Origin of the sequence: Nonomuraea gerenzanensis, from assembly GCF_020215645.1 — a bacterium.
Taxonomy (GTDB): domain Bacteria; phylum Actinomycetota; class Actinomycetes; order Streptosporangiales; family Streptosporangiaceae; genus Nonomuraea; species Nonomuraea gerenzanensis.
In genome coordinates, this window is the sequence record NZ_CP084058.1 from 7,593,142 (window position 1) to 7,606,172 (window position 13,031).

Here is a 13,031-nt window from a genome sequence, read left to right on the forward strand (position 1 = left end):
CAGCGATCTTGCGCGCTTGACTAGATAGCATTCCTATCTAACAATGAACCCCTGTACCCACAGGAGGTTGAGATGTCCCCTTCGTCCCTGAGCACCGCGGGTGTGCTCCTCATCACAGTCCCCGGAGTGGCCTACGGCGGCGTCACGCTGCTGTCGTTCCTGATGAGGAACGTCCCCGGCTACCTGGACAACCCGGTCCGCCGCGGCCTGTGGCGGGCCGGTCACGCGCATGCGGGCGTGCTGGTGCTGTTCGCGCTGGTGGCGATGCTGTACGTGGACCAGTCGGGCCTGCCGGAGGCGCTGAAGACGCTCACGCGCGCGCTGATCGTGGCGGCGCCGATCCTGATGCCCCTGGGCTTCTTCCTCTCGGTGATCCGCCCGGGCGACACGAAGCCGAGCAAGCTGATCTATCTGACCATGGCAGGGGGCGTGTGCCTGGCGGCGGGCACGCTCATGCTGGGGATCGGCCTGCTCTAGGAGGCCGATCCCGCGGGTGTCAGATGGTCATTCGCCGCCGGTGAGGGCGGAGACGAGGTCGGCCGCGGTCTTGCAGCGGTCGAAGAGCTCGCCGACGTGGGCCTTGGTGCCGCGCAGCGGCTCCAGGGTGGGGACGCGCTGGAGCGACTCGCGCCCGGGGATGTCGAAGATGACGGAGTCCCAGGAGGCGGCGGCGACGGATTCGCTGTACTGGCTCAGGCAGCGGCCGCGGAAGTAGGCCCGGGTGTCGGTGGGCGGGCTCTCGACGGCGCGCTGGACCTCCTCCTCGCTGACGAGCCGCTGCATGCGGCCGCGGGCGACGAGGCGGTTGTACAGGCCCCGGTCGGGCCGGATGTCGGAGTACTGCAGGTCGACGAGCTGGAGCCGGGGGTGGGACCAGGCCAGGCCGTCGCGGCTGCGGTAGCCCTCGAGGAGTTCGAGCTTGGCGACCCAGTCGAGCTCGCGGGAGAGCTGCATGGGGTCTTCGGCCAGGCGGGTCAGGACGGACTCCCAGCGGTCGAGGATGTCCTTGTTCATCTCGTCCTGGGCGGTGCCGCGTTCCTCGACGTACTTGCGGGCCTGCTCGAGGTATTCCATCTGGAGCTGGACGGCGGTGAGCTTGCGGCCGTCGCGCATGGGGATCTCGTAGCGGCAGGTGGGGTCGTGGGAGACGGCCCTGAGTGCCTGTACGGGGTTGTCGACGGCGAGGTCGCGGGTGAGGAAGCCCTCTTCGATCATGGCCAGGACGAGGGCGGTGGTGCCGAGCTTGAGGTAGGTGGAGATCTCGGACATGTTGGCGTCGCCGATGATCACGTGCAGGCGGCGGTACTTCTCGGGGTCGGCGTGCGGCTCGTCGCGGGTGTTGATGATGGGCCGCTTGAGCGTGGTCTCGAGGCCGACCTCGACTTCGAAGAAGTCGGCGCGCTGGCTGATCTGGAAGCCTTCGCCGCGCGAATCCTGACCGATGCCCACCTTGCCGGCGCCGACGACGACCTGGCGGGAGACGAAGAAGGGGGTGAGGTGCCTGACGATGTCGGCGAAGGGGGTGGCGCGCCGCATCAGGTAGTTCTCGTGGCAGCCGTAGGAGGCGCCCTTGGCGTCGGTGTTGTTCTTGTAGAGCTGGATGGGGGCGTTGGAGGGGATGGCGGACGCGCGGGTGGCCGCGTCGTACATCACTCTCTCGCCGGCTTTGTCCCAGATGACGGCTGCCCGGGGGTTGGTGCACTCGGGCGAGCTGTACTCGGGGTGGGCGTGGTCGACGTAGAGCCGGGCTCCGTTGGTGAGGATGACGTTGGCCAGGCCGAGATCCTCGTCGGTGAGCTGGCTGGGGTCCGCCACTTCCCGTGCCAGGTCGAAGCCGCGCGCGTCGCGGAGCGGGTTCTCCTCCTCGAAGTCCCATCGTGCTCTGCGCGCGCGGGCCGCCGAGGCGGCCAGGTAGGCGTTCACGACCTGTGAGGAGGTCACCATCGCGTTGGCGCCTGGCTGGCCGGGTACGGAGATGCCGTACTCGGTCTCGATGCCCATCACCCGACGCACCGTCATGCAACACCCTCTGTTCGTCCGGGTCTGTCTATCCGCCGTTTATATGCCCGAGCCTATGCCCTTCACAGTGCCCCAGGGCCACAGAGTTATGGCACCGACGTCTTTTCCATCTGTACGGCGGGAGCTGATGGGGTTTGTGTAGGTCTGCGGGGCTTGAGTAGCCGCTGGATGGGGCGTTCGGCAAAGGAGTAGACGAGATACGACACGAGAATCGACACCAGTGTCGTGATCGTGGCCACGGCCCAGGGGGGCAGGTCGCCGGTGAGCAGCGGGATGAGGGCCACCGCGATGACGCTATGGAAGAGGTAAAGCGGGTATGTCGTGCCGCCGAGCGCGGTGAGCGTCCGGGAGCTGCGCATCCGGAGCATGCCGAGTGCCATGAGGGCCATCACGGCGTAGATCAGCGTCAGGGTGATGATCACGCTGACGTCCGTGACGGGCATGTTCTTGAACCCGGCCAGCTCGATCCGGCCGTGCACCCGGCCGAGCGCCGAGTGGAGGGAAAGGCCGTAGGAGACGGCGACGTAGAGCCAGGGCAGCCAGCCGCCGCCGCGTTTGTGCACGAGATACAGGGCCATGCCGGCGACGAAGTATCCGGCGTAGCCGGGCATCACGACCTCGCGGATGATCTCGTTCTCGAAGAGGCCGTTCTCCTCGAGGATCTTGACGCCGAGTGCGGCGGCGAGCCAGATGCCGCAGAAGGCCAGGACGCGCCCGCGCGTGACGCCGATGATCACGAGGATGGCGATCAGGAGGTAGAACCGCAGCTCCGCCCAGAGCGACCAGTAGACGCCGCTGGCGTCGGTGACCTTGAACAGCCGCTGGAACATGCTGGCGTTCAGCAGGTATTCACCTGGGGAAAGTTTTGGGTCCAGCGCCTTGGCTCCGGTCAGGCCGTAGAGGGCGGCGATGGCGGCCAGGCTGAGCCAGTACGCGGGGTAGAGGCGCACCAGCCGGGACCGGGCGAACGCGCCGAGCCCGCGCCCCCACACGGTCATGAGGATGACGAAGCCGCTGATGATGAAGAACAGCTCGACGCCGAGGATGCCGAGCCCGGCGATGGGTGCCAAGGCGGGGAACAGCTCGGCGGGCCGGTCCCCCCACACGGACGCGTAGGCGACCAGGTAGTGGAAGGCGACGACGGCGAGCGCCGCGAGGAAGCGCAACAGGTCGAGCTCGGCCAACCGGCCGTCTCCTCGGGCGTGTCTGGACCGGGACCGGTTGGGAGGTTGCACGCCCCTTTGACGTCACTTCGATCACTTTGGTTCCACTGGTCCCTCTGTTCCCACGAGCAGCACGCGCGAGGACGCGTCGAGGCGGATCGCGTCGCGGGCGGCGGGCGTGAGCGCGAGCAGCCCGGCCGCTCCGGCGGCGCCGCAGCCGGACAGCGCGACGCCGGCGGCGGCGAGCACGCGGGTGGCCGCGGCGGCCTGCTCGTCGGTGATGGTGAGATAGAGGTCGGCGAGGTGGGACAGCAGCCGGTGGGCCAGGAGCGAGGGCTCGCGGCAGTCGAGCCTGCCGAGGCTGGTCGGGTGGCCGCCGACGCGGATGGGCTCGCCGGCGCGGGCGCTGTCGATGAGGCAGGGCGCGCCGTCCGGCTCCACGACGACGATCCTCGGCTGCTCGCCCCACCGGTCGCGGACGTATCCCGCCGCTGCGGCGGCCAGCCCGCCGACGCCCGCCTGCACGAACACGTGCGTGGGCGCCGCGCTGCCAGGACCGCCGGAAGGACCCGCGTGCGGCGCTGTGGCGCTTCCTGAGGGCGGGAACGTGCCGGGGTCGGCCACTTCGTCGAACAGGACGCTGTAACCGCGCATGACGTCCAGGGGGACGGCGGTGTAGCCGTCCCACGAGCTGTCGGCGACGAGCCGCCAGCCGTTCTCCTGCGCGGCGGCCATGGCGGCGGTCATGCTCGTCTCGTAGTCGTGCCCGGCGCGCCGCACCTGGGCGCCGAGCCCGCGCAGCCGCCGCGCGAACGCCTCGGGCACACCTTCGCTGAGGTAGACCACGCACGGCACGCCGACCTCGGCCGCGCCGGCGGCGACCGAGATGCCGTGGTTGCCGGCGCTGGCGCAGACGAACGGCGCGCCGCCGCCGTCCCGTTCGGCCAGCAGGTGCACGGCGTACGCGCCGCCGAGCGCCTTGAAGCTGCCCAGCCCCATGCGCCCGCTCTCGTCCTTGACGTACGCGGTGCCCGCCCCGCCCAGGCCGGGGACGGTGTGGACGGGGGTGGGGCGGTAGTCGGGGTGGCGGGCGAAGCGGGCGCGGGCCTGGCGGGCGTGCTCGACACCGATCAGCTCGTGGTCCTGATCGGTGTACGGGCTGCGCGCCGGGTTGAGGTATTCCATGATCGACATGCTAGGCGCGGGGCGGCGGCAGGACCGGGGACGGGCGTCCGTGTCGCCGGGGCGCCGGAGGCGGGTGCCGCGCGGTCACGACCGGTCGAGGGCGGCGGCGACGGCGGCCTGCCCGAGGCTGATGCCGCCGTCGTTGGGCGGCACCCGCACGTGCTTGAGCACCCGGAAGCCCGCCGCGCGCAGCCGCTGGACGGTGCGGTCGAGGAGCAGCGCGTTCTGGAAGACGCCGCCCGACAGCGCGACGGCGGTCAGGCCGGTGTCATGCCTGAGGGCGACGCAGGTGTGGGTGATGGCGGCGGCGACGCCGTTGTGGAAGCGGCCGGCGATGACGCCGGGGTCGGTGCCGGCGGCGAGGTCGGCGGCGGCGGCCCGGACGAGATCGCCGCCCTCGACGATCAGCGGGCCGGGGCCGGAGGCGGTGATGGCGGCGTGGTAGGCGCCGGTCTCCGCCGGGTCGGCGCGCTGTTCGAGCTCGATCGCGGCCTGCCCCTCATAGGTGATCTTGTCGCGGATGCCGAGCAGCGCCGAGACGGCGTCGAACAGGCGGCCGGCGCTGGAGGTGAGCGGCGAGTCGAGCCCGGTGGCGGCCAGGCGCAGCACCTCGGCCCAGCGGTCGGCGTTGCGCTCGGCCACGCCGAGGCCGGGGTGCTCGTCGCGGAGGTAGGCGGCGGCCATCCGCCAGGGCTGCCTGATCGCGGCGTTACCGCCGGGCATGGGAACCTGGGCGAGGTGGCCGAGCCGCTCGTAGCCGGTCAGGTCGGCGCGCAGGAACTCCCCGCCCCACAGGGTGCCGTCGGTGCCGTGGCCGAGGCCGTCGAAGGCGACGCCGATCACGGGGCCGGGGTCGCCGTTGTCGGCGAGGCAGGCGGCGATGTGGGCGTGGTGGTGCTGGACGCCGACGTGCTCGACGCCGCCGATCTCCAGGGCGTGCCGGGTGGACAGGTAGCCGGGGTGCAGGTCGTGGGCGACGATCTCGGGGCGGATGTCGAACAGGCCGCAGTAGTGGTCGATGCCCTCGACGAAGGTGCGCAGGGTGTCGTGGTTCTCGAGGTCGCCGAGGTGCTGGGAGACGAACGCGCGCCGCCCCTGCGCCAGGCAGAAGGTGCTCTTCAGCTCGGCGCCGCAGGCCAGGACGGGCCTGGGGACGGGCCGGCGCAGGGCGAGCGGCTCGGGGGCGTAACCGCGGGCGCGGCGCAGCACGGTGATCGCGCCGGGCAGCGGGCGCAGCACGGAGTCGTCGGCGCGCAGGTGGATGGCGCGGTCGTGGGTGAGGAAGGCGTCGGCGATGCCACCGAGGCGGGTGAGCGCGTCGTCGTCCTCGTAGGCGATGGGCTCGTCGGAGACGTTCCCGCTGGTCAGCACGATCGGCTCGGCGACTTCTGCGAGCAGGAGGTGGTGCAGGGCCGTGTACGGCAGCATGACGCCGAGGCTGCGGTTGCCCGGGGCGACGGAGGGGGCGACGGAGGCGCCGTCGCGGCGGGGCAGCAGCACGATGGGGCGGGCGCGGCCGGTGAGGAGCGCGGCGGCGGTGTCGTCGATCTCGGCCAGGCGGCGGGCCTGGGCGAGGTCGGCGGCCATGACGGCGAACGGCTTCTCCTCTCGGTGCTTGCGCCCGCGCAGGGCGGCGGTGGCGCGCTCGTCGGAGGCCAGGACGGCGAGGTGGTAGCCGCCGAGGCCCTTCACGGCGACCACGCGGCCGGCGCGCAGGAGCACGGCGGCGCACGAGACGGGGTCGCCGCACAGCTCGGTGCCGCGCGCGTCGCGCAGCAGCAGCCGGGGCCCGCAGGCGGGGCAGCAGGTGGGCTGGGCGTGGAAGCGGCGGTCGCCGGGGTCGTGGTACTCGCGGGCGCAGTCGGCGCACATGCCGAAGCCGGCCATGGTGGTCAGGAGCCGGTCGTAGGGGACGCCGCGGACGATGGTGAAGCGGGGGCCGCAGTTGGTGCAGTTGACGAACGGGTAGCGGTGGCGGCGGTCGCCCGGGTCGGCCAGCTCGCGCAGGCAGTCGTCGCAGGTGGCGGTGTCGGCGGAGACGAGGGCGCGGCGGGGGCCCGCGGGGTCGCTGGTGGCGATGGTGAAGCCGCTGTGGCCGGCGGGCTCGCCGCTGACGACGGTGACGCGTTCGATCGCGGACAGGGCGGGGGCGTCGCGTTCGAGCGCGGTGAGGAACTCCTCGACGCCCGCGTGCGCTCCTTCGACCTCGATGTGCACGCCGTTGACGTCGTTGTGCACGCGTCCGGCGAGGCCGAGCCGGTTGGCGAGCGAGTAGACGAAGGGCCGGAAGCCGACCCCTTGGACGATGCCTTCGACGTGCACGTCCACTCGTTTGAGCGTGGTCACAGGGCCAGTGTGCGCCTCATCGGGGTGGTGTGCATGCGTATCGGCCGTGTCGCCGCGCGTTCTGCGTGTCTCCGGCGCGGGAGGTTTCTCACCATCGCGGGACAAGCGGGGCGTGACGGTGGCGGGCCCGGCCCCTGACAGGCGGCAGGGCCGGGCGGGACGTGCCCGCTCGGCCCTGCCGTCCAGGGGTTCTACAGGTACTGACCGGTGTTGGCGACGGTGTCGATGGACCGGCCGGCTTCGGTGCCCTGCTTGCCGGAGACGAGCGTGCGGATGTAGACGATCCGCTCGCCCTTCTTGCCGGAGATGCGGGCCCAGTCGTCGGGGTTGGTGGTGTTGGGCAGGTCCTCGTTCTCGGAGAACTCGTCCACGCAGGCCGTGAGCAGGTGCTGCACCCGCAGGCCCTTCTGGCCGCTCTCGAGGAACTGCTTGATGGCCATCTTCTTGCCCCGGTCGACGATGTTCTGGATCATCGCGCCGGAGTTGAAGTCCTTGAAGTACAGGACTTCCTTGTCGCCGTTGGCGTAGGTCACTTCCAGGAAGCGGTTCTCCTCGCTCTCCTGGTACATGCGCTCGACGACGCTCTGGATCATGCCCTGGATGGTGGCCTCGCGGGAGTCGGAGTGCTCCGCCAGGTCATCGGGGTGCAGGGGCAGGTCGGAGACGAGGTACTTGGAGAAGATGTCCTTGGCCGCCTCGGCGTCCGGCCGCTCGATCTTGATCTTGACGTCCAGGCGGCCGGGCCGCAGGATCGCCGGGTCGATCATGTCCTCGCGGTTGGAGGCGCCGATGACGATGACGTTCTCCAGGCCCTCGACGCCGTCGATCTCCGAGAGCAGCTGGGGGACGATGGTGTTCTCCACGTCGGAGGACACGCCGGAGCCTCGGGTGCGGAAGATCGAGTCCATCTCGTCGAAGAACACGATCACCGGGGTGCCCTCTGAGGCCTTCTCGCGGGCCCGCTGGAAGACCAGGCGGATGTGCCGCTCGGTCTCACCGACGTACTTGTTGAGCAGCTCCGGACCCTTGATGTTGAGGAAGAAGCTCTTGCCGGACTGGCCGGTCTTCTCCGCGACCTGCTTGGCCAGGGAGTTGGCGACGGCCTTGGCGATGAGCGTCTTGCCGCATCCGGGCGGCCCGTACAGCAGCACGCCCTTGGGGGGACGGAGCTTGTGCTCGCGGAACAGGTCGGCGTGCAGGTAGGGCAGCTCGATGGCGTCCCTGATCTGCTCGATCTGCCGCATGAGGCCGCCGATCTCCTCGTAGGAGATGTCGGGGACCTCTTCGAGCACCAGCTCTTCGACTTCGGACTTGGGTATGCGCTCGTAGACGTAGCCGGAGCGAGGTTCGAGCAGGAGCGAGTCTCCTGCCCTGATGGGCTGGCCGACCAGCGACTCGGCCAGTCGCACGACGCGTTCCTCGTCGGCGTGCGAGATCACCAGGGCGCGCTTGCCCTCGTCGAGCAGTTCCTTGAGCATCACGATCTCGCCGACCTCTTCGTAGCCGAGCGCCTCGACCACGTTGAGCGCTTCGTTGAGCATGACCTCCTGGCCACGCCGCAACGAGTCGACGTCGACGGCCGGGCTGACGTTCACCCGGAGCTTGCGCCCTCCGGTGAACACCTCGATCGTGCCGTCTTCTCTGGCCTCCAGGAAGGTGCCGAAGCCGGATGGCGGCTGCGCCAGCCGGTCGACCTCCTCCTTGAGAGCGACGATTTGGTCCCTGGCCTCCTTGAGGGTTGCCACCAGACGCTCGTTCTGGCCTGTCACGGCCGCGAGATTCGCCTGTGCCTCATGAAGACGCTCTTCGAGGACCCTGGCCTGACGGGGTGACTCGGCCAGCTTCCGCCTCAGCGCGGTGATCTCCTCCTGGAGGAAGGAGACCTGTGTTGAAAGATCAGCGACCTCCCGTTCGCGCTGCGCGGCTCGAGCCTCAGCATCATCGCGAGCTGCCACGCCCCGTCACCTCCTTCCCAGTCGAGGGCGACTACTAAGGACCTTACCTATCTCGGGCCCCTCCGTAACCTGGCCGGGCAGTGTTCGTAGAGTGACATTCAGTATTCGTTGAATAATCCCCAATAGTGCGTTTAATACTCCCAGCATATGAACACGGCGATCTGTTCCCGTGTCACGCACCAACGCACCCTCGTGGCCAAATTGTCATAGTTCTTCAGTGGTCCCCTTCGGTCGACGACGGCGCGGCGGCGGGGTCACGCCGTCGGCCATGCGCCGGGCGATGACGAGGAACCCGGTGTGGCCGATCATCCGGTGATCGGGCCTGACCGCGAGTCCTTCGACATGCCAGTCGCGAACCAGGGTCTCCCACGCATGCGGCTCGGTGAAACACCCGTGATCGCGAATCACCTCGACCGTCTTGGACAACTGGGTGGTCGTGGCCACGTAACAGCAGATCACGCCACCGGGCGTGAGCGCCTTGGCGGCGGCGTCCACGCACTCCCACGGGGCGAGCATGTCGAGGATGACGCGGTCGACGTCCACCTCGTCGATCGAGGACACCAGGTCGCCGACGACCAGGCGCCAGTTGTCGTCCATCGGGCCGCCTTCTTCGGACCCGAAGAACTTCTGCACGTTCTTGCGCGCCACGTCCGCGAAGTCCTCGCGCCGCTCGTAGGAGGTGACGTGTCCCTCGGGGCCGACGGCGCGCAGCAGGAAGCAGGTCAGCGCGCCGGAGCCGACGCCCGCCTCGATCACGCGGGCGCCGGGGAAGATGTCGGCCATGCCGACGATCATCGAGGCGTCCTTGGGATAGATGACGGCCGCGCCGCGCGGCATGGCCAGCGTGTAGTCCTGGAGGAGGTGGCGGAAGGCGAGGTACTGGGTGCCGCCGGAGGAGCGCACGACGGAGCCTTCAGGCTGCCCGATCAGGTCGCTGTGGGGGATGGCGCCCTTATGGGTGTGGAAGACGCCGTCCTCCTTGAGCGTGATCGTGTGGCGCTTGTTCTTGGGGTCGGTGAGCTGCACCTGATCCCCTGCCTGGAATGGCCCATGCCTGCGGAAACCCATGGCGGCAAGGGTATAGGGCTTTTGAGCGCGTCCGGACGCACGATATCTATGGGGGGTGTTCCCGCGTGATGTGATCTCGGCCGGCCCCCTGATCCTCCGCCCCCCGGTGGCGGACGATGCCGAGTCGATGGTGAAGATGTGTGACGATCCGGTGACGGCACGGTTCATGCCGCTGTTGCCGCAGCCGTACGGGCGCGGCGACGCGCTCGCCTACCTGCGCGGGGTGCCCGTCCGGTGGGAGGAGGGCGGGGCGCAGTACGCGATCACGGCGGGCGGGCGGATGTCCGGCCTGGTGTGGCTGGGCCCTCCTGACCGGTGGGGCACGGCGGAGGCCGGCTACCTGGTGGCGCCGTGGGCGCGGGGCGGCGGCGTGGCGGCGACCGCGGTGCGCGCGCTGACCGACTGGGCCTTCGACCAGGGGGTGCGCCGGGTCGAGCTGCAGGTGGAGGTCGAGAACGTGGCGAGCCTGCGGGCGGCGTACCGCGCGGGCTTCTGCGAGGAGGGGCGGCGGCGGGAGGCCAGGCGGCTGCGTGACGGGCGCCCGGCCGACTACGTGCTGCTCGCCAGGCTCCGGGGGGAGGCGGCGCCGGCGGTGGAGCCGTACCTGCCGCTGCTGGCGGACGGCGAGCTGAGCGACGGCGTGGTGCGGCTGGTGCCGATGGCGCCCGGCGACGCCGCCGACTACCAGCGGATGATGGCCGAGCCCAGCGTGGCGGCCTACTCCGTGACGCCGCCCGTCTCCCTGGAGGACGCCGAGCGGCGCTGCCGCTACACCGGCTACTGGTGGCTGTCGGGCCAGCGGGCGGAGCTGGCGGTCAAGGACGCGGGCTCGGGCGCCTTCGCCGGGCACATCCAGCTCACGCAGGTGATCCCGCCGCTCGGCCAGGCCATGATCGGCTACTCGCTGGTGCCCGCCTTCCGCGGCCGCGGCTTCATGACGCGGTCGGTGCGGCTGCTGGTCGACTGGGCGTTCGCGCACACGGCCCTGCACCGGATCGTGGCCGGCACCGACGTGGACAACTCGGCCTCGCACGCGGTGCTGGAGCGGTCCGGCTTCCAGCGCGAAGGGGTGCAGCGGGAGCTGCTGCCGCAGCCGGACGGCACGCGGGCGGACGATCTCCAGTGGGTACGGCTGCGCCCCGCCGGGGTTCCCGTGCCGTAGGCGTGCCGCCGGGCCGCGCGAGGCGCCCGGGAGTGCCGTGACCTCCCGGGAGATCACGACGGTGTTGCGGCGGGACCGGCCCCCGGGCCGAAATGGGCAAAAATCCTGATTTCCTGTTGAGGGGTAGTCAAGGGCCCCGTCGGGGGCGATAGTCAGGGCACCCGCAGGCGAGTTTCGCGCGATCGGGCTGCGCGATCTCGCCCCCTCCGCTCCGAGGGGATTCCGCGATGCCGTACAACCGCCTCGATGTCGCCATGCGCGAACTTCTCTCCACGTTCTCCTGCCTGGAGCCGGCCGAGCTGACCGGCCGGCTGGCGCGCACCGCCGCCGCCGTCACGGGCACCGCCTACGCGGGCTTCGTCCGGGTGGACGCGCTCCGCCAGGAGTCCTGCCTGCTGCACGTCCACACGCCGCCCGGCGACCCGCTGCGCCTGCGGCGGTGGCTGACCGAGTCCGGCGTGCTGAAGGAGCTCACCGCGTCCTGCGAGGCGGTGCGGCTGCCGGCGGACGTGTCGCTGGGCGAGCCGGGGTTCCTGGCCACGCCCGTGCCGGTGACGGCGCGGGAGCACACGTTCGTGTGGGTGGCGGGGCGGGCGTTCTGCGACGGTGACGAGCATCTGCTGGGCCGGTTCGCCACGGCTGCGGGGCGGGCGCTGGAGGCGGCCAGCGGGTGCGAGGCGGCGGTGCGGCTGTTGCGGGGCGTACGGGCTTTCCGACCGGTGCCGCCGTGATCTTGCTGCTTGCGGGCCGGCCGGATCCGGGGTAGGGGGTGGCCGGTTCGGGGGTGGGCTGGTTGTTTCATAAGCGGTTATCTGCAGTGGGGGCTTCTGAAGGATCTTCATGATTTAACGGATTTGGCGAGATATTGGTGGCAATTCACGATTTGGCGTAATACAACCTCCACCGTCCTCTCGGCCGGCGGCCGGGATCGTTGCTTGGGGGCCATTCCGGTCCCGGTTCGCCGGCGGGGGTCGGCGCCTGCTACGGCTTGAGGGCGCAGCCCGCCGTGGAGACGCGCCCGTCCTGGACGCCCGCCCATCGCGGACGTCCGCCCGCCTCGGACGCTCGCCCATCGCGGACGCCCGCCCGCTCTGGACGTGCCGCCGCCAAGAGGCGCAGCACCCTCTGTCCCTACGGCGCGGCACACCCCCAAGGCGTTTCTGACCAGCGGAGATAACACCCCTGAAGACCCACTGTCATCCCAAATATGCAGCCTTTGGCGCATTTGTCGCTCCTTCTCCCGAATGGGCGAGGGTGCGCATGTAAGGGATCACCTGCTCCGATAACGTGACCGGTCATGAGGATGCTGATCGTGGGCGGGAGCGGGTTCCTAGGCGGCGAGCTCGTACGGCGCTGCGCCACCGCCGGCCACGAGGTGGGAGCCACCTACCTCACCCGCCCCGGACCCCAGGAACAGGCGACCTGGCTGCCCCTGGACGTGCGCGCGAGGCAGGACGTGGCCGGCGTGTTCGACGCGTTCGCCCCCGAGGTGACGATCAACGCCGCGTACCGGCAGGCCGACTGGGCGACCACGGCGGACGGAGCCGCGCACGTGGCGGCGGGAGTGGCGCGCGTGGGCGGGCGCCTGGTGCACGTGTCCAGCGACGTGGTGTTCTCGGGGGGCGAGCACCGGTACGACGAGACGTCCCCGCCCGACCCCATCACCCCCTACGGCGCGGCCAAGGCGGCGGCGGAGACGGCCGTACGGGCCTTGCTGCCCGGTGCCGCGATCGCCAGGACGTCCCTCATCCTCGGCCACGGCCGGTCGGGGCACGAGGCGCTGGTCCGGTCGCTGGCGGCGGGGGTGGGTGAGGGGGTGCTGTTCACCGATGACGTGCGGTGCCCCGTTCACGTCGGTGATCTGGGGGCGGCGCTGGTGGAGGTGGCGGAGCGGGGGCTGGCGGGCGTGCTGCACGTGGCGGGGGCCGACGCGGTGAGCCGGTACGAGCTGGGTGTGCTCGTCGCCCGCAGGGACGGCCTCGACGCGGCTCGCCTCCGCACGGGGCGCCGGGCCGACGCCGGGGTGCCCGGGCCGCTGGAGGTGCGGCTGGACTGCTCGGCCACCCAGCGGCGGCTGGCGACCCGGCTGCGTGGTGCCCGCGAGTTCCTGGCTACGTCCGACGCCTCATGACG

10 protein-coding genes are annotated in these 13,031 nt (G+C 70.7%); 4 read left to right on the top strand and 6 right to left on the bottom strand.

Annotated elements, in window-relative coordinates; translation table 11 throughout:
• Positions 1-72: 72 nt before the first annotated feature.
• On the top strand, positions 73-477 hold the full coding sequence (locus tag LCN96_RS35185) for a hypothetical protein (RefSeq protein ID WP_225266741.1): 405 nt from the start codon (positions 73-75) through the stop codon (positions 475-477).
• A gap of 27 nt (positions 478-504) precedes the next feature.
• Here the strand turns inward: LCN96_RS35185 and dop are convergent, their stop codons facing one another.
• From dop to LCN96_RS35215, 6 genes are all read right to left on the bottom strand, one after another.
• Complete coding sequence (dop, locus tag LCN96_RS35190; protein WP_311131998.1) at positions 505-2,019, bottom strand: depupylase/deamidase Dop; 1,515 nt, start codon at positions 2,017-2,019, stop codon at positions 505-507.
• 86 nt (positions 2,020-2,105) lie between these two features.
• Positions 2,106-3,203, bottom strand: coding sequence for an acyltransferase family protein (locus LCN96_RS35195; protein WP_225266742.1), 1,098 nt, complete (start codon positions 3,201-3,203; stop codon positions 2,106-2,108).
• Positions 3,204-3,275: 72 nt separating this feature from the next.
• The gene (locus LCN96_RS35200; RefSeq protein WP_225266743.1) at positions 3,276-4,367 is read right to left on the bottom strand and encodes a pyridoxal-phosphate dependent enzyme; all 1,092 of its coding nucleotides are present in this window, start codon (positions 4,365-4,367) and stop codon (positions 3,276-3,278) included.
• A gap of 84 nt (positions 4,368-4,451) precedes the next feature.
• Entirely contained in the window at positions 4,452-6,713 is a 2,262-nt protein-coding gene (gene hypF, locus LCN96_RS35205) for a carbamoyltransferase HypF (protein ID WP_225266744.1), read from the bottom strand.
• Positions 6,714-6,904: 191 nt separating this feature from the next.
• Positions 6,905-8,668, bottom strand: coding sequence for a proteasome ATPase (gene arc, locus LCN96_RS35210; RefSeq protein WP_225266745.1), 1,764 nt, complete (start codon positions 8,666-8,668; stop codon positions 6,905-6,907).
• 204 nt (positions 8,669-8,872) lie between these two features.
• Positions 8,873-9,736 (bottom strand): tRNA (adenine-N1)-methyltransferase, encoded by an 864-nt coding sequence (locus tag LCN96_RS35215; protein WP_225266746.1) that lies wholly within the window; start codon positions 9,734-9,736, stop codon positions 8,873-8,875.
• A 70-nt stretch (positions 9,737-9,806) separates the two neighbouring features.
• Here LCN96_RS35215 and LCN96_RS35220 point away from each other — a divergent pair, with 70 nt between their 5' ends.
• The 3 genes from LCN96_RS35220 (at position 9,807) to LCN96_RS35230 (ending at position 13,029) form a co-directional block, all read left to right on the top strand.
• Entirely contained in the window at positions 9,807-10,898 is a 1,092-nt protein-coding gene (locus tag LCN96_RS35220) for a GNAT family N-acetyltransferase (RefSeq protein WP_225276129.1), read from the top strand.
• A 254-nt stretch (positions 10,899-11,152) separates the two neighbouring features.
• On the top strand, positions 11,153-11,629 hold the full coding sequence (locus LCN96_RS35225; RefSeq protein WP_225266747.1) for a hypothetical protein: 477 nt from the start codon (positions 11,153-11,155) through the stop codon (positions 11,627-11,629).
• A gap of 566 nt (positions 11,630-12,195) precedes the next feature.
• Positions 12,196-13,029, top strand: coding sequence for an SDR family oxidoreductase (locus LCN96_RS35230; RefSeq protein ID WP_225266748.1), 834 nt, complete (start codon positions 12,196-12,198; stop codon positions 13,027-13,029).
• The last annotated feature ends 2 nt before the right edge of the window (positions 13,030-13,031 follow it).